General features: G+C 41.1%; 22 protein-coding genes and 1 pseudogene. 21 read left to right on the forward strand and 2 right to left on the reverse strand.

Features of this window, described 5'->3' with window-relative positions; genetic code table 11:
* The first annotated feature begins 100 nt into the window (after window positions 1-100).
* The 8 genes and pseudogenes from HNQ85_RS01210 to HNQ85_RS17980 form a co-directional block, all read left to right on the forward strand.
* Entirely contained in the window at window positions 101-784 is a 684-nt protein-coding gene (locus HNQ85_RS01210; protein ID WP_181535425.1) for a hypothetical protein, read from the forward strand.
* Window positions 785-970: 186 nt separating this feature from the next.
* Window positions 971-1,306 carry a hypothetical protein gene (locus HNQ85_RS01215; protein ID WP_181535427.1) on the forward strand — a complete coding sequence of 112 codons (336 nt, stop codon included), beginning with the start codon at window positions 971-973 and terminating at the stop codon, window positions 1,304-1,306.
* Window positions 1,307-1,381: 75 nt separating this feature from the next.
* The gene (locus HNQ85_RS01220) at window positions 1,382-2,026 is read left to right on the forward strand and encodes an HNH endonuclease (RefSeq protein WP_181535428.1); all 645 of its coding nucleotides are present in this window, start codon (window positions 1,382-1,384) and stop codon (window positions 2,024-2,026) included.
* A 92-nt stretch (window positions 2,027-2,118) separates the two neighbouring features.
* The gene (locus HNQ85_RS01225; protein WP_181535430.1) at window positions 2,119-2,346 is read left to right on the forward strand and encodes a hypothetical protein; all 228 of its coding nucleotides are present in this window, start codon (window positions 2,119-2,121) and stop codon (window positions 2,344-2,346) included.
* A 102-nt stretch (window positions 2,347-2,448) separates the two neighbouring features.
* Entirely contained in the window at window positions 2,449-2,616 is a 168-nt protein-coding gene (locus HNQ85_RS01230) for a hypothetical protein (RefSeq protein WP_181535432.1), read from the forward strand.
* Between the two features lie 59 nt (window positions 2,617-2,675).
* Window positions 2,676-3,029 carry a hypothetical protein gene (locus HNQ85_RS01235; RefSeq protein ID WP_181535434.1) on the forward strand — a complete coding sequence of 118 codons (354 nt, stop codon included), beginning with the start codon at window positions 2,676-2,678 and terminating at the stop codon, window positions 3,027-3,029.
* A complete protein-coding gene (locus tag HNQ85_RS01240; RefSeq protein WP_181535436.1) occupies window positions 3,019-4,548 on the forward strand; it encodes a hypothetical protein in 1,530 nt (509 codons plus the stop codon). Before HNQ85_RS01235 ends, HNQ85_RS01240 begins: the two co-directional genes overlap by 11 nt.
* Window positions 4,549-4,751: 203 nt before the next feature.
* A pseudogene (locus HNQ85_RS17980) lies at window positions 4,752-4,850 on the forward strand (sporulation transcription factor Spo0A); the annotation flags it as partial.
* 46 nt (window positions 4,851-4,896) lie between these two features.
* On the opposite strand, the gene HNQ85_RS01250 reads toward HNQ85_RS17980, so the two are convergent.
* Window positions 4,897-5,043: a YycC family protein gene (locus HNQ85_RS01250; protein ID WP_181535442.1), complete on the reverse strand. Its 147-nt coding sequence runs from the start codon at window positions 5,041-5,043 to the stop codon at window positions 4,897-4,899.
* A 115-nt stretch (window positions 5,044-5,158) separates the two neighbouring features.
* On the opposite strand from HNQ85_RS01250, the gene HNQ85_RS01255 reads away from it, so the two are divergent.
* The gene (locus HNQ85_RS01255) at window positions 5,159-5,884 is read left to right on the forward strand and encodes a glycerophosphodiester phosphodiesterase (RefSeq protein WP_181535444.1); all 726 of its coding nucleotides are present in this window, start codon (window positions 5,159-5,161) and stop codon (window positions 5,882-5,884) included.
* An 18-nt stretch (window positions 5,885-5,902) separates the two neighbouring features.
* Here the strand turns inward: HNQ85_RS01255 and HNQ85_RS01260 are convergent, their stop codons facing one another.
* On the reverse strand, window positions 5,903-6,160 hold the full coding sequence (locus HNQ85_RS01260; protein WP_181535446.1) for a DUF2627 domain-containing protein: 258 nt from the start codon (window positions 6,158-6,160) through the stop codon (window positions 5,903-5,905).
* Window positions 6,161-6,291: 131 nt separating this feature from the next.
* Here HNQ85_RS01260 and HNQ85_RS01265 point away from each other — a divergent pair, with 131 nt between their 5' ends.
* The 12 genes from HNQ85_RS01265 (at window position 6,292) to HNQ85_RS01320 (ending at window position 20,743) form a co-directional block, all read left to right on the forward strand.
* Window positions 6,292-8,364, forward strand: coding sequence for a sigma-54 interaction domain-containing protein (locus HNQ85_RS01265; RefSeq protein ID WP_181535448.1), 2,073 nt, complete (start codon window positions 6,292-6,294; stop codon window positions 8,362-8,364).
* 136 nt (window positions 8,365-8,500) lie between these two features.
* Entirely contained in the window at window positions 8,501-9,406 is a 906-nt protein-coding gene (yqiS, locus tag HNQ85_RS01270; protein WP_181535450.1) for a phosphate butyryltransferase, read from the forward strand.
* 29 nt (window positions 9,407-9,435) lie between these two features.
* Complete coding sequence (bcd, locus tag HNQ85_RS01275) at window positions 9,436-10,539, forward strand: branched-chain amino acid dehydrogenase (protein WP_181535452.1); 1,104 nt, start codon at window positions 9,436-9,438, stop codon at window positions 10,537-10,539.
* Window positions 10,540-10,706: 167 nt separating this feature from the next.
* Window positions 10,707-11,816 carry a butyrate kinase gene (buk, locus tag HNQ85_RS01280; RefSeq protein WP_181535454.1) on the forward strand — a complete coding sequence of 370 codons (1,110 nt, stop codon included), beginning with the start codon at window positions 10,707-10,709 and terminating at the stop codon, window positions 11,814-11,816.
* A 15-nt stretch (window positions 11,817-11,831) separates the two neighbouring features.
* Entirely contained in the window at window positions 11,832-13,253 is a 1,422-nt protein-coding gene (lpdA, locus tag HNQ85_RS01285; protein WP_181535456.1) for a dihydrolipoyl dehydrogenase, read from the forward strand.
* Between the two features lie 22 nt (window positions 13,254-13,275).
* On the forward strand, window positions 13,276-14,271 hold the full coding sequence (locus tag HNQ85_RS01290; protein WP_181535458.1) for a thiamine pyrophosphate-dependent dehydrogenase E1 component subunit alpha: 996 nt from the start codon (window positions 13,276-13,278) through the stop codon (window positions 14,269-14,271).
* Window positions 14,272-14,284: 13 nt separating this feature from the next.
* On the forward strand, window positions 14,285-15,268 hold the full coding sequence (locus tag HNQ85_RS01295) for an alpha-ketoacid dehydrogenase subunit beta (protein ID WP_181535460.1): 984 nt from the start codon (window positions 14,285-14,287) through the stop codon (window positions 15,266-15,268).
* Window positions 15,269-15,428: 160 nt separating this feature from the next.
* A complete protein-coding gene (locus tag HNQ85_RS01300) occupies window positions 15,429-16,766 on the forward strand; it encodes a 2-oxo acid dehydrogenase subunit E2 (RefSeq protein ID WP_181535462.1) in 1,338 nt (445 codons plus the stop codon).
* 175 nt (window positions 16,767-16,941) lie between these two features.
* A complete protein-coding gene (locus HNQ85_RS01305) occupies window positions 16,942-17,940 on the forward strand; it encodes a GNAT family N-acetyltransferase (RefSeq protein WP_181535464.1) in 999 nt (332 codons plus the stop codon).
* Window positions 17,941-18,146: 206 nt separating this feature from the next.
* Complete coding sequence (locus HNQ85_RS01310; RefSeq protein ID WP_181535466.1) at window positions 18,147-19,376, forward strand: MFS transporter; 1,230 nt, start codon at window positions 18,147-18,149, stop codon at window positions 19,374-19,376.
* A gap of 191 nt (window positions 19,377-19,567) precedes the next feature.
* Window positions 19,568-19,945, forward strand: coding sequence for an FAS1-like dehydratase domain-containing protein (locus HNQ85_RS01315; RefSeq protein ID WP_181535468.1), 378 nt, complete (start codon window positions 19,568-19,570; stop codon window positions 19,943-19,945).
* Window positions 19,946-20,134: 189 nt separating this feature from the next.
* Window positions 20,135-20,743 (forward strand): transglutaminase-like domain-containing protein, encoded by a 609-nt coding sequence (locus HNQ85_RS01320; RefSeq protein ID WP_181535470.1) that lies wholly within the window; start codon window positions 20,135-20,137, stop codon window positions 20,741-20,743.
* Window positions 20,744-20,960: the final 217 nt, after the last annotated feature.

Consider the following 20,960-nt stretch of genomic DNA (forward strand, 5'->3'; position numbering starts at 1 on the left):
GTTATTAGGGCGGTGTTGTGGCGTTATTCTTATATAAATATGTTATTGTTACCGATTTCCAACACAACCAAAACAGCCGAAAACAAGTGGGGGAATTTCAATGAAAACAGCTAAAACAGCCGAATATAGAAATCCAGGACCGGGAGCCGTTGAGTTTGCGAGGCAATACGTGGAAGGGGTGACACGGGCGGAGGCACTACCAATCATTAAAAAGCTATTAAACGGCGAGCTACACGACACAACCGACAAACGTATTAAAAAATGCGCATATTGCGGCTACTATTACCGTGATAAAACAAAACCGAACAACAGCAAAACTTGCTCGCGCGAGTGCAAAATCGACTTTGACACATTGAATCGTGCGAAAAAGAGAGCTGACGAGGCGTTACTCAATCCGAAAAAGAAAAAAGAAACGACTTACGTTTGGTGGCTTGAATATCCGTTTTGGATTAGCGAATACGAGATGTTAAAGCGTTCCTGGAAATACGAGGTGCCTTATGCGCCGAACAAATTGGCGGCGATTCGGGCGGTACAACAACGTGATGCAATGCTCGGTGGAAGAAGAAAACCTAAATGCGAAGTAAATTACAACGGCGACGAGAAAGTACAACCGAAAGTCAGTGTTAATTTCGGTAAAGCTAGCGCCAATAAACCTTGTGAGGTTACTATTTCACAAATGACGCCAGAAGAAATTGAGGCTTATTTTACAGAGAAATATTCGCAGGAACATTTAAAAATGGAACGCTGGAGAGCCGAAAATTTAGCTGCAGTAAAAAAGTATTAGTGAGAACACCGTAAAAAGCCCGTTTTTAATGGGCAGTTAGTAAGCGGAGGAGGGGGGACGATGACATATGAAACATTTAAGTTAATTGGCTTAAATACCATAAATTATCTCCATGATTAATTAAAATTTCTCTAACTAATATATGTGCAAAATGAAAAATATTTATTAAGAGAGGAGCTGAGAAAAATGAGAATCACGATTACTCAAACAGTTAGACTAATCGACTCCTCAACGTTTGAAGCTATCGTGTCAGCAGTTGATGAGGCCGGTAATACAATTAATCGGGCAACCATCGTTTACGAGCGCGCCCACGAAATTTATGCAGCTTATAAATCGCTGTTTAAAGCATTGAACTGGCTGCGCCGTTACGGACAAGTTGACATTGAATTAATTACGAATCAAAAAAGCCTTGTCCATGAATTAAACGGCTCGCTTAATTCAAATACAACTTTAAATCGAATCTTAAATGAATCATTAATGAAGCAAAACGCAAGTATTACAAAAGCTGAATATCGCGAATAAACGCTGGTGCCGTTTCTTTTCTGAACGTTGCCGGCGTTTTTTATTACAACAGAAAAATGAAAGGGAGAATGAAAAATGAGCCAAGAAAAAGAAACGAGAATTTGCCGTATTTGCGGACAGCAGAAAGAGATTCATCTTTTTGAGGTAGATAAGCGAGTACCTCACACTTATACCAATCGCTGTAAAGCATGTAAGGCCGAAATCTCAGCAAATTATCGCAAAACGTTAGACGGCCGAGCGTTGACTGCATATCATCACGGCTTACAGCGCTGCAAAAAACTCGGTATCCCGAATGAAGTCACGCTCGACGAAGTGAAACGTATTTTCCGCGCCTTTGATGGCCTATGTATCTATTGCGGCGCGCAGGAAACTGACGAACCGTTTCATTTAGAGCATGTTATCCCGTTAGGTAAGGGCGGCCGTCATCACGCCAGCAATCTAGTTATTTCTTGCCCGAGCTGCAATAGAGCCAAACACGATAAGCCAATTGTGACGTTTTACTATGAGCATGAGCCATTTACCGACGAACATTTTGCCCTGGTCGTACATTACCTTGCTTTTTCCAACAATACAACAAAATCGGAAATGCTTGAGCAGTTAGTTGAGCAGCACGCCGACTATTTGCTCGAAGAAATGAGGAAAGAAAACGAACGTGACAACAAGCGATTTGAGCGTCAGTTAGAAAAGGCTGCTAAGAAGGCGGTGAGCGCCAATGCGTAACGACATTCAGCAGTTACGTGAGGAAATCGAACGCTTACGCCAGCAACTAGACGATGCTTTAATCGCTTTTATTGCGAAAGGGGCTTGAGATTGTGAAATCGCCTACTATTGTTGCGCTAATGCCTACCGGTAAGAATCACATAGTAAAAGCCGTTGTTGTTCACGCGGAAACGGGAGAAGTCTTGGCGCGCAGGGAATACGTCATGGTTGATATATACGAGGCATCGGCTATTGATCGCGTTGTTTTGGACATCGAGCAAAGGGTACCTGTTTATATCCGGAAATTGTCTTTACCGACAAGAAGGGAGTTGGATAAATGAAAGGCAAAAAAGAATGGAAATTCCAGCGGTTAAAAGTCACAATCGCCCGGCGTTCGGTACTGGTTGACCAACTCGGATTCAAATTAAAGGAGAGTTTATGACATGGGGGAGCTGATTACCGTACATGATTATTGGGGAAATCACGTTGGAATAAGCAAACTAGGCAAATTATATTCGACAGGTCGCTTAATTGTTTGTGAGCCTTACTCTTTTGAAGGTGAGGACATGGAGGAAAACGCCAACACACCGGAAACTTATTTCGCACAATAGTTTAACTGGCGCCAACTAGGCGCCTTTTTTATTTCTATACGAGAGGAGAGAAACGATGAATGAACAACGACGTTTTTGTTGCACGCATGAACAAGGTAGCGCAGTTTTTGAGTGACGGGCGCGACTTATCTGACGCAATGGCTAAACGCAAACGCATTTCAAAGTCGCGCGTCAAAAATTTCGAGAGCTATCGCTTATTTTTCCAAGCGTTGCGGTCCGATCCGGTTTTCTCACGTTTAGCCGACCATTCACTGCGGATTCTTGACGAAAGCATCGAGTATGTCGACATTTACAATACGCTTGGATATGTCGAAGAATTAAGCCGCAAAGCAACTAGGATTGGCAATCTACTTGATGAGTATGACCCGATAATGGACGAAATCGAAAGGGAGGCAGGGCTCAATGGCGTTTGATCTAGTTGCAAGACTCAAAGTTATTGATAATCTTTCCGCGCCTTTTAAACGAATGCAACGCGTAACCGAACGCATGAACAATGCGCTAAAGTCAACGAACATCTCTGTTACGAAAATGAGTAGCGGAATGAGTCGCGTTTCCAGCGCAGCGTCACGATTAAGCGGTAGTTTTGTCGGGCTTGCTGCTGCGATTGGCGGCGCAGTTGCAGCGCATAAAGCGTTTAACGCGACAATCGGTGAAGCTGCGCGATATGAGCGTTCGCAAGGGCTAATCACGGCAATGATGGGCGACGTAAATAAGGCGAAACAGCTCATGTCGGAGATTGAAAAAATAGCGATTAACTCGCCGTTGCTTAATTCGCAGGACATGATGTCGGCAGCGTCAGCGTTCTTGCCGATGACGAAAGATATTAACCGATTGAAAAAGTTATATGATTTGTCTGAGCGTTTATTCGTTTTGAACGATAAAGAAGGGATGGAAGGCGCAAGCTTTGCTTTGCGTGAGTTTCTGATGGGAAAAGACGCTCAATCTCTCGTTGAGCGCTTCAACCTTAACCGTAAAGTTTTAAACGACCTTAAAAATCTTTCTTTTGACAAAGCAGTGAAGGGGCTTGACGAACTTCTGAACAAAATGGGCGTTACGCGAAAAACGATTGACACAATCGGTAACGACACGCTCGCAAAATGGAGTCAGATTAAAGAACGAATGGCCGTAGCATTTCGTCAAATGGGGACGCCATCACTTGAGGTCTTGAACAACTTTCTCACAAACTTACTCAACCGACTGGACAGCGGCGATTTAACACGTTTCGCGAATATCGGAGCTAATATCATTAAACAAATCATAACCGGAATGACTAACACCGCAACCTCTCTTTATAATTGGTTTTCCTCTCTTACCAATTCCGAGGAATTTAAGCGACGAACTACGATATTCGGTAAGGTTCAATTTGTCATCGAGGACATCTATCAGCGCTTTTTAAGTTGGCTAAACAACGGCGGTAGTAAAAAAATCGAAAACACCGTTTCGACACTCATTCAAATTTTAACGGCGGCAATCGATGCTTCAATAGAAGTTATCACGCCGGTCGCGGCTAAAGTCGGTAAGGCCATCGGTAAGGGCGTTTTGGACGGATTTAACGAAGCGGTTAAAGGTTCTACGCTTTTACAGATGCTCGGTAGTCCGCAAGATACCGCACGATTAGCCAAACGGAAAGCGATTGAGTGGGGCGCTAGATGGGTGTGGGACAAAATTAAAGGAAATAAAGAGAAAACGCCGAAAGGTTATGCCGGCGGTCTTAACTACGTTCCTTACGACAATTTCCCAGCGCGCCTGCATCGCGGAGAAATGGTACTAACGCGCGGTGAAGCGCAAGAATACCGCAAAAATAAAGGACGTGCTGGCGGTGGTTTTACGATTCATATCGAAAGTATGCATGTCCGCCAAGAGTCCGATATTAAGAAAATAGCGCATGAATTAGCGCGGTTAATTGAGCGCGAAGGGGCGTTGATGGCGTAATATACACGGCGGGCTACTGGCGTGGCTCGTCGATTTTTTACATATTATATATAACGTTTAATTTTTATTTGTAAATTCGCTAAACATTTGCTAGAATCAACGTTAAGAAGTGAACATTTTTTACCGATGAAAACATGAATAAGAAGCCGGTAAATAATGCGTTTTTCGTATCGTATAAATATCGCAAAAACGTTGATATAGCGCTATTTTACACCGTCAGCATGTCCAAAGCTAAACCGACGAATAGCGAATTCATCGCAATGGTGGCTGATAAGTTACGTTTAGAACATAAGGCATCATAATTTTGTGAAACAGAGGTAGTCCTTATCATTAGGACTACCCTTTTTATTATTCTTCCTTCTTCTTCGCTTTTTCTAACTCAAGAAGCTTTTGCACTAAAATATGCTGTGGCATATGCATAATTTGTTCAATCGGCATTCCTAATGCTTTTGATAACTTTTGCGCTGTTTCCAATGAAATTTGTAAAGGGCGCATGGTAGCTCTCTCCTTTGTTTCATGGTAACTAACAGTATAGCAAACTTTTGCTGCACTTGGCATATATTTTTATTATGAGTGTTTGTTGTGAGAAGTATAGGAAAGGAGCAAATACATGACAAAAATTTTTGCGCATCGCGGCTCGGCGGGGACACATCCGGAAAATACAATGGTGTCATTCCGAGAAGCGGAACGAGTAGGGGCAGATGGGATTGAGTTGGATGTACAAATGACAAAAGACGGGCAAATTGTCGTCATTCATGATGAAACAATCGACCGAACAACGAATGGAACGGGATGGGTAAAAGAATTTACATACAAGGAGTTGCGAAAATTTGACGCGAGCTATAAATTTGCCGGGCAATACGGCTTTTGTCCGATTCCTTTATTAGAAGAAGTGTTGTCGTGGGGGAAACAGACGAAGTTGTTGTTCAATATTGAATTGAAAAATGGATTCATTCAATATGAAACGCTTGAAGAGCAGGTCATTCAAATGGTAAAAGAATTTAAAATGGAGACACGTGTTATTCTGTCATCGTTTAACCATAACAGTATGGCGCGTTGTCATCGAATGGCTCCTGAAATCGAAACAGCGCTGTTATATATGGAAAGTTTGTATGAACCATGGAAGTACGTTCAAGCCATAGGTGCATCGGCTCTGCATCCTTACCATGCGACAGTCAATGAATCATTGGTTCATGAGGCACACCAACATGGCGTCGCCGTTCGTCCATTCACCATTAATAAACAAGCAGTCATGAAAAAAATGTTTGGTTATCATGTGGATGCGATTTTTACTGATTATCCCGAAAAGGCAAGAAACGTATTAAAAACCATATAAAGAAAAGCGGTCTGAACATTAAGCGTTCGGACCGTTTTTTTGTTTCCGTTGAAACCTTGGCTGTACTTTATTGCGTTTTCGATCACGATGCAAAATAAAGCCCCCGACAAATCCTAAGCCGGCTAAAAATAAAAGAAGACCAAGCAGAAATTGGAGCCAAAGAAACGGAAGAGGCGGCTGCAAAATGCCGAATAACGTATCTCGCATCCATTTGATGCCGAGCGCTGCTAAAAAGCCGGGAATGAGCAAAATGATTAATGCAATTATTCGTTGCATAACTTGAATAACCCTTTCATGGAAAAATGATTGTCTGAGAAAATGATAAACGTTTGATTTTATTTGTCAAGAAAAGAAAATGCAGCTATGATGTAGGTGTATGCAAAAATTTGCAAGAAGTGGTGATAGCAATGAAAAAAGTGTTGATTGTCGGTGCAGGTAAAGGTGGCACCGCATTGCTAAAAATTTTGAAAGAAACAAAAATCATGGAAGTAGTTGCAATTGTTGATATTAACGAAAAAGCGCCAGGTATGTTATTAGCCCGGGAGATGAATATTAAAACTGGGCACGATTGGCGTCCTTTTTTAACAGAAGATATTGATGTTGTCATCGAGGCGACAGGGAATGTCGAAGTGTTTAAAGAAATACGCAAAATGCGCAAGAAAAATACAGTTGTTATTCCCGGAGAGGTCGCCTATATTACAGCGCAATTAGTAGAGGAAAAAGAACAACTCATTGCCAGATTGAAAAATGAAAAGAATAGACACGATCTTATTTTTAACTCCACGCATGACGGCATGATTGTGGTGGATGAATTTGGCTATATTACTCATGTAAACGATAGTGCTGAGAAAATGATTGGTGTTAAGAAAGGGAATGCGATAGGTAAACATATTTTAGAAATTATTCCAACTAGTGGTTTACCAAGGGTGTTGAAAACAAAAATAACAGAAGTTCATCAGGAATTCACGTTGGGAAATGGAAGAAAAATTATTACAACGCGTGTTCCAATGATTGATGAATCCGGGAGACTCTTCGGCGCTCTTGCTGTGTTTAAAGATATTACTGAATTTGTTCAACTGGCTGAAGAAATAACCAATTTAAAAGAAATTCGTATGATGCTTGAAGCGATTATTCACTCCTCTGAGGAGGCGATTTCCGTTGTTGATGAACATGGGAAAGGAATATTGATTAATCCGGCCTATACGAGAATAACCGGCCTTTCAGAGGAACAAGTAATCGGAAAACCCGCTACTGCTGATATTTCTGAAGGCGAAAGTATGCATATGAAAGTATTAAAAACAAGAAGGCCTGTACGAGGCGTACGGATGAAAGTCGGACCGAAAAACCGTGATGTCATCGTTAATGTTGCACCAATTATTGTTGATGGAATTTTAAAAGGAAGCGTCGGCATCATTCATGACGTTTCAGAAATTCAGCGATTAACAAACGAGTTGAATCGAGCGCGGCAAATTATTCGAACGCTTGAAGCGAAATATTCGTTTGCGGATATTGTCGGAACATCAGAAGAAATGATGGTCGCGATTGAGCAGGCAAAATTAGCCGCAAAAACACCAGTAACGATCTTATTGCGCGGTGAGTCTGGTACTGGGAAAGAGCTATTTGCGCATGCGATTCACAATGCAAGTGATCGAAAGTATAACAAATTTATCCGTGTAAACTGTGCAGCGATTTCCGAATCGTTATTAGAAAGTGAATTGTTTGGTTATGAAGAAGGTGCGTTTTCTGGAGCGAAACGAGGCGGAAAGCGGGGATTATTTGAAGAAGCCAATAACGGCAGTATTTTTCTTGATGAAATTGGCGAACTGTCAGCGAATACGCAGGCAAAACTGTTACGTGTACTACAAGAAGGGGAAATTGTTCGTGTTGGCGGCACCAAGCCCATTCCGATTAATGTACGCGTCATTGCAGCAACAAATGTCAATTTAGAAAAGGCAATTGCCGATGGTACATTCCGTGAAGACCTTTATTATCGTCTCAATCGCATGCCGATTTATATTCCCCCTTTGCGGGCAAGAAAGCAAGATATTCCAGCGTTATGCCAACATTTAATTCAAAAATTAAACCAAGATTACGGAAGAAATGTCGAAGGGCTTACAGAAGAAGCGATTCGTTATCTTTTATCGTATGATTGGCCGGGAAATGTCCGCGAATTAGAAAACGTCTTAGGAAGAGCGATGATTTTTATGAAATTTAATGAAGTGCTCATCGATGTAAAACATATCCCAGCATTGCGCATACCTAGCAATGAGGCTGATTTAGCAATTCGTTTTTCGAATGATGATGTTGAAGAGCAGACATTAGCGGAGATGGTAGAGAAATATGAAGCGCGTATGATTGAGCGTGCGTTGCGAAAACATAACGGTAATAAAACTGCAACTGCAAAAGCGTTAGGCATTTCCATTCGAAACTTATATTACAAGTTAGAAAAGTATGGGATTGCAAATAACAACATGCAATAAATTGCGTATAATGCAACAAATTGCATATATAAAAAATGTAAAATAAAGCGTTTTCAACATTCTTATGTTGGCACGGTTTTTGCATATAAGAATAGTGCCGAGTTGAAATGCTACAAAAAAGGGGTTGAAACAGAAGATGAAGCTTGAGTCACTTGTCACCCAAGCAACCCAATATGAAAACACGACAGTGGCTGTCGCTGCAGCGGAAGATGAAGAAGTGATTGAAGCGGTAACGATGGCGCTGGACAATAACTTTGGGCAATTTATCCTTTATGGAGACCGTGAAAAAATTTCACAATTGGTATCACAAAAAAGCAAAAATTATGCAAAAAGTGGCAAAATTCAAATTGTACATGCGAACTCGAAAGTAGAAGCAGCTGAACTCGCGGTAAAAGCTGTACATTTAAACGAGGCAAATGTACTCATGAAAGGAAATGTTCCAACCGCAACGATTTTAAAAGCCGTTTTAAATAAAGAGTTTGGTTTGCGTACAGGAAAAGTGTTATCGCATGTTGCTGTATTTGAGGTAGCTGGATATGACCGCTACATCATTGTCACGGACGCGGCAATGAATATCGCGCCAGATTTAGAGCAAAAAGCACAAATTATCGCTAATGCTGTTTCGGTAGCTAAAGCAATTGGTGTTGAAAATCCAAAAGTAGCACCGCTTGCTGCAGTTGAAGTCGTGAATCCGGCGATGCCGGCAACGCTCGATGCTGCTGCATTGTCTGCGATGAACAAGCGCGGACAAATCGCTGATTGTATCGTTGATGGTCCGTTAGCGCTCGATAATGCTGTTTCCATGTTAGCAGCCGAGCATAAAGGGATCGAAAGCGAAGTAGCAGGACAAGCAGATATTCTTCTCGTTCCTAACATTGAAACAGGAAATGTGCTTTATAAGTCATTAGTATATTTTGCTAATGCGAAAGTAGGTGCGGTAATCGCTGGGGCAAAAGCTCCTATTGTCTTAACATCGCGCGCAGATTCAGCAGAAAGCAAATTATATTCGTTAGCTCTTGCGGTTTGTACCGCATCAAAATAAACGAAAATTTTTTGGGGAGGAAATAAAAGATGGAAATCTTCAAATATATGGAAAAATATGACTATGAGCAATTATTGTTCTGCCAAGATAAAGAATCAGGATTAAAAGCAATTATCGCTATCCACGATACAACATTAGGGCCAGCCCTAGGCGGTACGCGGATGTGGATGTATGAATCAGAAGAAGCAGCCATTGAAGATGCACTTCGTTTAGCACGTGGCATGACTTACAAAAACGCAGCTGCCGGCTTAAACCTTGGCGGCGGTAAAACGGTCATTATCGGCGACCCGCGTAAAGATAAAAACGAAGCAATGTTCCGTGCATTCGGACGCTTCATTCAAGGCTTAAATGGTCGTTATATTACAGCGGAAGACGTTGGTACAACAGTAGCTGACATGGATATCATTTACGAAGAAACAGATTACGTAACAGGTATTTCACCTGCTTTCGGTTCATCAGGCAATCCATCTCCTGTAACAGCTTATGGTGTATATCGTGGTATGAAAGCGGCTGCAAAAGAAGCATTTGGCAGCGATTCATTACAAGGTAAAGTGATTGCTGTTCAAGGTGTAGGTAACGTAGCGTACAACTTATGCCGTCACCTTCATGAAGAAGGCGCGAAACTAATCGTCACAGACATTAACAAAGAAGCTGTACAACGCGTTGTTGAAGAGTTTGGTGCGAAGGCTGTTGACCCTAACGACATTTACAGTGTAGACTGCGATATTTTTGCACCGTGTGCGCTTGGTGGAATCATCAACGACGAAACCATTCCACAATTAAAAGCAAAAGTGATCGCTGGTGCGGCAAACAACCAATTAAAAGAAGCAAGACATGGCGACATCATTCATGAAATGGGCATCGTTTATGCACCAGACTATGTCATCAATGCCGGCGGCGTTATCAATGTAGCTGACGAGTTATACGGCTATAACCGTGAGCGTGCGATGAAGAAAGTAGAACAAATCTACAACAACATTGAAAAAGTATTCGAGATTGCAAAACGCGACAACATCCCAACATACAAAGCGGCAGACCGTCTTGCTGAAGAGCGGATCGAAAAAATGCGCAAATCTCGCAGTCAATTCTTACAAAACGGTCAACACATTTTAAGCCGTCGTCGTAATCGCTAACGAAAATAAAAAACTGGAAGGAGCTGACCTTAAAGCAAAGTGTCAGGTCTCACAACTGCAGTATATAGTACATAACGTTCAATCATAACACTATATATTGTGTATTTCGCGTGAGGTTAGGCACTTTTGGGTCAGCCTCTTTCAAAATGAAAATGGAGGTCATCACCTTGCAGGAAAAAGAATTTCGCATCCTCGTCATTAACCCAGGATCTACTTCCACAAAAATTGGTGTATTTGACAATGAACGTTCTGTTTTTGAAAAAACGATTCGCCATGATACAGATGTGATTCAGTCATATAAATCCATCATTGATCAATATGAGTTTCGTAAACAAACGATTTTAGAAACGCTTGACCAAGAAGGCATTAATATTTCTAAATTAAGCGCAGTTTGCGGCCGAGGTGGGCTGTTGCGTCCAATTGAAGGCGGAACATATCGTGTGAACGAACAAATGTTAGAAGATTTGCGCAAAGGATATGCGGGGCAGCATGCTTCTAACCTTGGCGGTATTTTAGCGCACGAAATTGCCTCCGCTCTAAATATTCCTGCATTTATCGTTGATCCGGTTGTTGTTGATGAGCTTGACCCAATTGCCAGAATTTCTGGTTTTGCCTTGATTGAAAGAAGAAGTATTTTTCACGCTTTAAACCAAAAAGCGGTAGCTCGTCGTGTTGCCAAACAGTTAGGCAAAAAGTATGAAGAGCTAAATTTCATTGTTGCCCATATGGGTGGCGGAATTACGGTTGGAGCTCATAAACAAGGTCGTGTTGTTGACGTAAACAATGGATTAGATGGTGAAGGTCCATTCAGCCCGGAACGCGCTGGAACAGTGCCAGCAGGCGACCTCGTTTCATTATGCTTCTCAGGAGAATATTACAGAGATGAAATTACGAAAATGCTTGTTGGGCAAGGTGGACTTGTCGGCTATCTTGGGACGAATGACGCTGTGAAAGTAGAGAAAATGATTGAAGCAGGCGATGAAAAGGCAAAACTAGTATACAGTGCAATGGCCTATCAAGTAGCGAAGGAAATCGGTGCTGCAAGTGCAGTGTTAGAAGGAAAAGTCGATGCAATCATATTAACGGGCGGCTTGGCATATGGAAAAGAATTCGTTAAAGAAATTGCAGAGCGCGTCAACTGGATTGCCGATGTCATCGTTCAGCCTGGTGAAAACGAACTGCAAGCTCTTGCGGAAGGAGCTTTGCGTGTGTTGCGCGGTGAAGAGAAAGAGAAGGTATACCCTGGAAATTTTACTAAAGCTGAAGTTGTGCAATAGAAAGGAGAGAAAACGATGGCAAAAGAATATGATCTCGTCATACTAGGCGGCGGTACGGGCGGATATGTAGCAGCGATTCGTGCGGCGCAGCTTGGGTTAAAAACAGCAGTAGTAGAGAAAGGGAAACTTGGCGGTACATGCTTACATGCCGGCTGCATTCCAAGTAAAGCATTGCTTCGCAGTGCGGAAGTATATGCACAAACAAAAGAAAGCGAAAAATTTGGTGTTCTTGCAAATGATGTGAAGTTAGACTTTGCAAAGGTACAAGAACGCAAACAAAAAATTGTTGAGCAGTTACATAAAGGTGTTCAACATTTAATGAAAAAAGGGAAAATTGACGTTTACGAAGGAACAGGACGCATTTTAGGACCGTCTATTTTCTCGCCAATGCCAGGAACCATCTCTGTTGAAATGAACAACGGCGACGAAAATGAAATGCTTGTTCCGAAAAACGTCATTATTGCGACAGGATCCCGTCCACGTACATTACCGGGATTGGATATTGACGGTGAATTAGTGATTACGTCTGACGAAGCGCTGCGATTAGAAAAACTTCCGGCATCGATTATTATCGTTGGCGGTGGTGTCATTGGTATTGAGTGGGCATCTATGTTGAATGACTTCGGTGTTGAGGTAACGGTATTAGAATACGCAGACCGTATTTTACCAACAGAAGACCATGACGTTTCAAAAGAATTAGAAAAAGTATTAAAACAGCGCGGTATCAACATAGTAACAAGCGCAAAAGTACTTCCTGAAACGCTTGAAAAAGGTAACGGCGTAACTATTAAAGCAGAACATAAAGGTGAACGGAAAGCGTTTACAGCAGAAAAAATGCTTGTTTCTGTCGGCCGTCAGGCAAATATTGAAGGAATCGGCTTAGAAAATACAGACATCGTTATCGAAAAAGGATTCATTAAAACAAATGAATTTTATCAAACAAAAGAATCTCATATTTATGCCATCGGTGACGTGATCGGCGGATTGCAATTAGCTCACGTCGCTTCTCACGAAGGTATCGTTGCCGTTGAACATATCGCTGGACAAAATCCATCATCGATTGACTATACAATGATTTCAAAATGCGTATACAGCCGTCCTGAGGTAGCAAGCGTCGGCTTAACAGAAGAAGAAGCAAAAGAAAAAGGATATAAAGTGAAAGTTGGTAAATTCCCATTCAAAGCGATTGGTAAAGCGCTTGTATTCGGTGAAGCGGAAGGTTTTGTGAAAATCGTTGCTGATGAAGCAACAAATGACTTGCTTGGTGTTCATATGGTCGGTCCTCACGTAACAGACATGATTTCCGAAGCAGGTCTTGCCCGCGTGCTTGACGCAACACCATGGGAAGTTGCACATACCATTCATCCGCATCCAACATTATCAGAAGCAATGGCTGAAGCGGCGTTAGCTGTTGATGGAAAAGCCATTCATTTCTAATTGAATAAAGGAGGTTTTTTAGATGGCAGAAAATCGTCATAAAGCGTTAGGCTTAAGTGATGAAGCGGTATTAGAAATGTATGAAACGATGCTTTTAGCTCGAAAAATCGATGAGCGCATGTGGCTTTTAAACCGTGCTGGTAAGATTCCGTTTGTTATTTCCTGCCAAGGTCAAGAAGCAGCGCAAGTTGGTGCAGCATTTGCTTTAGACCGCACAAAAGATTATATCTTACCTTACTACCGTGACATGGGTGTCGTATTAGCATTTGGTATGACACCAACAGAATTAATGCTTTCTGCATTTGCAAAAGCAGAAGACCCAAACTCTGGTGGACGTCAAATGCCAGGTCACTTCGGTAAAAAGAAAAACCGCATCGTTACAGGCTCTTCACCAGTAACAACGCAAGTTCCACATGCAGTTGGTATTGCGTTAGCTGGAAAAATGGAGAAAAAAGATTTCGTTTCATTCGTTACATTTGGTGAAGGTTCTTCTAACCAAGGTGACTTCCATGAAGGTTTGAACTTCGCGGGCGTTCACAAATTGCCAGTTATTTTTATGTGTGAAAACAACAAATACGCGATTTCTGTTCCAATTGAAAAACAATTAGCATGCGAAAAAGTATCTGACCGTGCAATTGGTTATGGCATGCCTGGATATACAGTTGACGGAAATGATCCGCTTGAAGTGTACAAAGTGGTAAAAGAAGCAGCAGATCGTGCGCGCCGCGGTGAAGGTCCGACGTTAATCGAAACAGTTTCATATCGTTTAACAGCTCACTCTTCTGACGACGATGATCGTGCATACCGTACACCAGAAGAGTTAGCGGAAGCAAGATCGAAAGACCCAATTATCTCATTTGCAAACTACTTAAAAGAAGTCGGCGTTTTAACAGATGAATTAGAAAAAGAAATTCATGATCGTGTCATGAAACAAGTAAACGAAGCAACAGATTATGCAGAAAAAGCACCGTATGCTGAACCAGAACATGCATTGAAGTACGTATATGCTGAGAAGTAAGGGGGAATGAAGAATGCCAGTAATTTCATACATTGACGCCGTGACGATGGCGATTCGCGAAGAAATGGAACGCGATCCGCGCGTATTTGTATTAGGTGAAGACGTAGGGAAAAAAGGTGGAGTATTTAAAGCGACTCAAGGTTTGTACGAGCAGTTTGGCGAAGAGCGCGTTATTGATACGCCGCTGGCCGAGTCTGCAATCGCTGGTGTAGCAATCGGTGCAGCGATGTACGGTATGCGTCCAATTGCGGAAATGCAATTTGCGGACTTCATCATGCCAGCAGTAAACCAAATTATCTCTGAAGCGGCTCGCATCCGTTATCGTTCAAACAACGACTGGAACTGCCCAGTTGTCATCCGTGCACCATATGGCGGCGGTGTTCACGGTGCGCTTTACCACTCTCAATCGGTTGAAGCGGTATTTGCGAACCAGCCTGGTTTAAAAATCGTCATGCCATCTACTCCTTATGATGTAAAAGGATTATTAAAAGCAGCGATTCGTGACGAAGACCCAGTATTATTCTTCGAGCACAAACGTGCATACCGCTTAATTAAAGGCGAAGTTCCTGAAGATGATTACGTATTGCCAATTGGTAAAGCGGATGTAAAACGCGAAGGCGAAGACATTACAGTTATCACTTATGGTTTATGCGTACACTTCGCGCTTCAAGCAGCAGAGCGTGTAGCGCAAGATGGTATTTCTGCTCATGTATTAGACTTGCGTACCGTTTATCCATTAGACAAAGAAGCAATCATTGAAGCAGCAAGCAAAACAGGAAAAGTTCTTCTTGTCACTGAAGATAATAAAGAAGGAAGCATTATGAGCGAGGTGGCTGCAATTATTGCCGAACATTGCTTATTCGACTTAGATGCGCCAATTATGCGTCTAGCCGGTCCAGACGTACCAGCAATGCCATATGCTCCAACAATGGAGAAATTTTTCATGGTAAACCCTGACAAAGTGGAAAAAGCAATGCGTGAGTTGGCAGCGTTTTAATAATAAAAGCGAAGGCGCCTTGCTATGCCGGGCTGATTCAAAAATAAGCGGTCAGCCCCTCTATTAATGTATACATCCATAGTACAGTGAACAGTTCTCGTTCGGTTTAATAACGCAATTCCTTGAACATAGCTTTTAATCGAGATAGGAGGTCATCAACGTGGCAATTGAACAAATTACAATGCCTCAGCTTGGCGAGAGTGTCACAGAAGGCACGATTAGTAAATGGCTCGTATCTGTCGGTGACAAAGTGAACAAATACGACCCAATCGCAGAAGTCATGACAGACAAAGTAAACGCAGAAGTTCCTTCATCTTTCACTGGCATCATTAAAGAGTTAATCGCTGCTGAAGGTGAAACATTACCAGTAGGTGCGGTGATTTGTACGATTGAAGTAGAAGGCGAAGGTACAGCAGCTCCTGAAGCTCCAGTTGCTGAAACTAAACAAGAAGAAGTCACAAATGCAGAAACAACTACAGCAGCAGCTCCAGCACCTAAAAAGCCAGCAGGAGCAAACAAAGGTCGCTATTCACCAGCGGTTCTTCGTCTTGCGCAAGAACACAATATTGACCTTGAACAAGTACAAGGAACAGGTATGGGCGGACGCATTACGCGCAAAGACCTTCTTAAGCTAATTGAGTCTGGCAATATTCCAACCGCTGATCAAAAACAACCAGCAGCAGCTCCAGCTCAACCAGCCGCTGCCGCACAACCAGCTCAAGAAGCGCCAAAAGCAGAAGCACCTGCACAAGCAGCACCAAAACAAGCGGCTGCACCTAACGTTCCAGTTCAACCAGGTGATGTGGAAATCCCTGTTACACCTGTTCGTAAAGCGATTGCCGCGAACATGCTTCGCAGCAAGCATGAAGCTCCACATGCTTGGACAATGATTGAAGTAGACGTAACGAACTTAGTCGCATACCGCGACTCTATCAAGGACGAATTCAAGAAACGCGAAGGCTTCAACTTAACATACTTTGCGTTCTTCGTCAAAGCCGTTGCACAAGCGTTGAAAGAATTCCCGCAAATCAACTCCATGTGGGCGGGCGATAAAATCGTACAGAAGAAAGATATCAACATCTCCATCGCTGTTGCAACAGACGATGCCTTATTCGTACCTGTTATTAAGAATGCAGATGAAAAAACAATCAAAGGCATCGCTCGTGAAATTTCTGAATTAGCAGCAAAAGTGCGCTCCGGCAAACTTCGTCCAGAAGATATGCAAGGCGGCACATTCACAGTAAACAATACAGGTTCGTTCGGTTCTGTCCAATCCATGGGTATCATCAACTATCCGCAAGCAGCGATTTTACAAGTAGAAGCCATCGTCAAACGTCCTGTTGTGATGAACAACGGCATGATCGCTGTCCGTGATATGGTGAACTTATGTATGTCTCTTGACCATCGCGTCCTTGACGGCTTAATCTGCGGCCGTTTCTTAGCGCGAGTCAAAGAAATTTTAGAAAATGTTTCAAAAGACAATACGCCGATTTATTAATACGAAAAAATCCACCGCTAATTATTCGCGGTGGATTTTTTTTGGCTTCGATGGAAGTATCAGAAACTTTGTGGATAATCCGCTCATAGATTAAGTGCTAACAGAGTAAAAGAGGAATTTTTCCTTTTTTATCTAACTATAATTTAGGTAATTTTTTAAATGGAGAGGATCGATCATGACTGATATCTTGCCTATCATTCGTGGAAAACGTGTGATGCTAAGGGAATTTACCGAAGAGGATTGGACCAGCGTTCATGCGTATGCTTCACAGGAAATAGCTTGCCGATATCAGCCTTGGGGACCTAATACAGAAAAAGACTCACAGTTATATGTAAAACAAATCATTGAAGATACAAAAAAGAACCCTAGAACTCGTTTTGCCTTTGCTGTGATAAATATGGGAACGATATTGATTCCGATATTAACGGGAGTGATTGGTGCGATTCTCCCGGCTGAGAAAGCCGTCAAAATATTACCGTACCAGGGAATTCAAGGTACATTTGAAAACACACAAAAGACGGAAAAACGCTTTAAGTATGTCTTTAGTGTTGCTGGAGCAGCGTTATTTATCGGAATTCTCTCTTTATTAGCGAGTGCGATTCCTGATATCAAGCATTCAAATTCTACTTCAGAAAAACGAGAGAAGGTAGAAGAAACAAAAGGGGCTGTCATTGAAACATTCGCTACAGAGGATGAAATAGAAGAGCAGTCGGAAAAGGAAAGTAATGATAACAAAGGAAATCATTCTAATAGTACCCAAATCTATATAGATTCAGCTTATAAAACGTTAAAACTTGGGGAATCGCATGTCTTTAATAATGGTGCAGATGTTCTTACATTTGGTCATCAAGTGCCACCGCCTACTCATATGACAAAACCGAATGAAGGGATGGAATTTATTACAATTCCCGTCACTCTTGAGTTAAAAAGCGAAGATGAAAGGTTTGTGTTTAAACCGCTCAGTTATCGAATGATGAATAATCAAGGAAATGAATATCAAGTAAAAGATATGAAAATCATTGAGAATGAAAACTGGAAAGATAAGGTGTATATCAAAAGCCCCGGGAAAGCAAAAGTGTTATTAACATTTGAAGTACCAGCTCATGAAGAAAAACTCATCATGTTAGTCAAACATGAGTGGTTACCAGGGAATATAGTAGTAGAAGTAAAATAATAGACAATGAATTTAATATTTCAACAGCATAACTCTTATAACAAAAAAACATTTTCCCTCTTTGGCACATTTTAATTTTTTCATAAAAACAATTGAATTTAAGATAACAGACATAGTATCAAATGATTATTTAACGAATATACGTATGACGGGAGCCTGTGTTTTACACAAGTCTCCATTTCATTTCAACAAAGGAGTAATAAGGGATGAGCCGTATGGATTTACTTGAAAAGAACGGTTATAAATGGTTAGTGCTGGCTCTTGCTACATATTCGCAAGCTTCAGCTACTTTTGTAACCTATGGAGTCGCTCCTTTAGCTGCTTTATGGCAACAAGATTATGGCTTATCACAATTTCAAACGGGGGTATTGGTTTCTGCCGTTCACTTAGGACCTATCTTTTCGATGCTTTTTATTGGCGATGCGCTTGATAAATATGGTGAAAGGTGGCTCATAGGTATCGGTTCTGTATTGTTAGGGTTAACCATGCTCCTTGCTTCGTTTACCAATAACTATCTAGCTTTAGTGATTATTTTGGGAGTTGTTGGTGTTTGGTACGGAACTGAGCAACCTGGTGGAAGTAAAGTAATTATCAAATGGTTTCCTAAATCACAAAGAGGCCTAGCAATGGGGATTAGGCAAACCGGAATCCCTATAGGTGGAGCGGTAGCAGCTGCCTTGTTACCCGAGATTTATGTGCATTTGGATTCATCATTTGCCGTTTTAACTCAAACCGTTTTAGCTGTCTTGGGAGGGATTTTATTCTCACTTTTATATAGAGATCAACCAAATACTAAAATTGGAAATGATTTGAATTATACTTTTAAAGAAAAACTAGTTTCTATTCTTAAAAACAAAAAATTACATCCTATTTTTTTAGTGGGTGTAACAATGATTTCACTACAAATGATATTAGTTGCCCATCTCATGGTGTTCTTAGCTGAAAAACTGACGATTTCACTTTCGTTTGCTGGAAAAATTCTAAGTATTGTTCTGATTGCAGGCATGATAGGAAGAGTTGTCATTGCTTGGGCTAGTGATTGGCTCTGGAAAGGAAACCGCACGATTCCATTAACCATCTCTGTCTGGTGTGCCATTTTAGGATTAATAATGTTACTTTTTTTGTCTAATGATTGGTCTATATGGGGAACAGCCTTTTTATGTGCATGGCTTGGTTTTTTTGGAATCGGATGGTTCAGTCTTTTTATTGTTGAAGTTTCAGAAAGGGCCTCGGAAGATGCAATAGGATTAACGGTAAGTTTTGCATTAACCTTAAATCAGTTTGCGATTGTATTATCTCCAGCTTTATTCGGCTTTTTAATAGATTGGCAAGGTAGCTATTATGCGGCTTGGATTTGTTTGATCATCCTACTTTCTATAAGTGGCTTTTGGCTCATGTTTCATTTGCCATCTCGGCAAAAAACAACCACTGAATAATTTTTTGTGCTGTCATTTTTCGAGAGTGATCGAACTCTTTTAAGAACGTTTGGAGATTGACCAGCTACCTATCTTCAAAGGAATGTTGAGTGGGGGGCTATTAAATTTTATGAAAGAAAGCCATTTTAATATAATACGTTATAATATACTGAAAATTTAAATATTTTACTTAGAGAATGGGAGGTAATTTTGTGGATATCAAAGTGGGAGACGTATTGACTTGGGAACGAACGTTTACTGAGGAAGAAACGTTACAATTTGCACAGCTATCAGGAGACAAAGGAAGACATCATATGGAGCGGGATGAAAAGGGGCGTCTCATGGTCCACGGCTTATTTACAGCTAGCATTGGCACAAAAATCGGTGGAGATTTGAATTATATTGCGCGAGACATGAACTTCGAATACATTAGACCCGTTTTCACAGGAGATACGATTACTTGTGAACTAACGATCACCGAAGTTATGCCGATGGAAGGGTACAAAAAGGTAGCCATGAAATTTGTCTACCGAAATCAAAATGGGAAGGAAGTTTTAGTTGGAACAAGTCACGGAATCATTAGGGACTGAATGAACAGGAATTATTTTAGCTCGATTACAACTTGGGCTACTCGAAGAAGAGTAGTCCTTTTCAATTTTGCACCAGTTTTATAAAAAAAAGGCTAAAGAATGTTGTTGATTTTCTTGAACGGGACCAAGTAAATTACGATTGTATTTTTATTTAAATATTTAAAAATATATTTGATAAGGGGGACTTAAATGGAACTAATTCCCGAGTCAACTAATTTAAAGGACTATTTAGAAGAATTAGATGTTGTAAATTTTTCTCATCCTTTAATTCAGAAAAAAATGAATGAATTGTTTCATGAAGCGCAGTCAGAAATTGAAAAGGTTAAAATAGCATTTGAATTTGTAAGAGACGAGATTTCTCACTTGTGGGATATACAAAGCACAAGAGTGACATGTAAAGCTTCTGAGGTACTTAACTATAAAGAAGGAATTTGTTATGCAAAAGCGAATCTATTAGCCGCTTTATTAAGGTCCCAAGGAATCCCAACAGGTTTTTGTTATCAACGGCTAATGATATTCGATACCCCTGACAAGGGTTATTCCCTTCATGCATTGAATGGCGTTTTTCTTCAATCATTAAATCGGTGGATTCGTTTAGATGCTCGTGGAAACAAACCGGGAGTACAAGCGGAATTTTCCATAGATAAAGAAATCTTAGCATTTCCAATCCAAGAAGAGTTTGACGAAAAAGATTTTCCAATCATTTTTACGAAACCTAACCAAAAAACCATTTCAGTTTTAGAGGAACACACAAATGCGTTAGAAATGTATAAATACTATTTACCGGAAAATTTATAAAGATTCACCCCTTCAATATTATTTTTCATGTATATTACTTAATTAATGTGTAAAAGACCGATTTATTTCGGTCTTTTTTTCTGTGCAAATAACCGTTAGCGCAAGCTGTTATTTTTTTATGCCTAGGTTAGGAGTAAAAGCTGCTTATCGATGCTAAAAATAAACACCGAAATGTAACAGAGACGAAAGAAAAAATCTGTCCGTTAAAAGTGCGAGA

The sequence above is a fragment of the [Anoxybacillus] calidus genome, assembly GCF_013760845.1.
GTDB classification, from domain to species: domain Bacteria; phylum Bacillota; class Bacilli; order Bacillales; family Anoxybacillaceae; genus Paranoxybacillus; species Paranoxybacillus calidus.

Bases quoted from the DNA above. Each gene is read 5' to 3' on its own strand.
- HNQ85_RS01210 (WP_181535425.1), top strand. From the start codon at position 101: ATGAAAACAGCTAAAACAGCCGAATATAGAAATCCAGGACCGGGAGCC.
- HNQ85_RS01215 (WP_181535427.1), top strand. From the start codon at position 971: ATGAGAATCACGATTACTCAAACAGTTAGACTAATCGACTCCTCAACG.
- HNQ85_RS01220 (WP_181535428.1), top strand. From the start codon at position 1,382: ATGAGCCAAGAAAAAGAAACGAGAATTTGCCGTATTTGCGGACAGCAG.
- HNQ85_RS01230 (WP_181535432.1), top strand. From the start codon at position 2,449: ATGGGGGAGCTGATTACCGTACATGATTATTGGGGAAATCACGTTGGA.
- HNQ85_RS01235 (WP_181535434.1), top strand. From the start codon at position 2,676: ATGAACAACGACGTTTTTGTTGCACGCATGAACAAGGTAGCGCAGTTT.
- HNQ85_RS01240 (WP_181535436.1), top strand. From the start codon at position 3,019: ATGGCGTTTGATCTAGTTGCAAGACTCAAAGTTATTGATAATCTTTCC.
- HNQ85_RS01250 (WP_181535442.1), bottom strand. From the start codon at position 5,043: ATGCGCCCTTTACAAATTTCATTGGAAACAGCGCAAAAGTTATCAAAA.
- HNQ85_RS01255 (WP_181535444.1), top strand. From the start codon at position 5,159: ATGACAAAAATTTTTGCGCATCGCGGCTCGGCGGGGACACATCCGGAA.
- HNQ85_RS01260 (WP_181535446.1), bottom strand. From the start codon at position 6,160: ATGCAACGAATAATTGCATTAATCATTTTGCTCATTCCCGGCTTTTTA.
- HNQ85_RS01265 (WP_181535448.1), top strand. From the start codon at position 6,292: ATGAAAAAAGTGTTGATTGTCGGTGCAGGTAAAGGTGGCACCGCATTG.
- yqiS (WP_181535450.1), top strand. From the start codon at position 8,501: ATGAAGCTTGAGTCACTTGTCACCCAAGCAACCCAATATGAAAACACG.
- bcd (WP_181535452.1), top strand. From the start codon at position 9,436: ATGGAAATCTTCAAATATATGGAAAAATATGACTATGAGCAATTATTG.
- lpdA (WP_181535456.1), top strand. From the start codon at position 11,832: ATGGCAAAAGAATATGATCTCGTCATACTAGGCGGCGGTACGGGCGGA.
- HNQ85_RS01290 (WP_181535458.1), top strand. From the start codon at position 13,276: ATGGCAGAAAATCGTCATAAAGCGTTAGGCTTAAGTGATGAAGCGGTA.
- HNQ85_RS01295 (WP_181535460.1), top strand. From the start codon at position 14,285: ATGCCAGTAATTTCATACATTGACGCCGTGACGATGGCGATTCGCGAA.
- HNQ85_RS01305 (WP_181535464.1), top strand. From the start codon at position 16,942: ATGACTGATATCTTGCCTATCATTCGTGGAAAACGTGTGATGCTAAGG.
- HNQ85_RS01310 (WP_181535466.1), top strand. From the start codon at position 18,147: ATGAGCCGTATGGATTTACTTGAAAAGAACGGTTATAAATGGTTAGTG.
- HNQ85_RS01320 (WP_181535470.1), top strand. From the start codon at position 20,135: ATGGAACTAATTCCCGAGTCAACTAATTTAAAGGACTATTTAGAAGAA.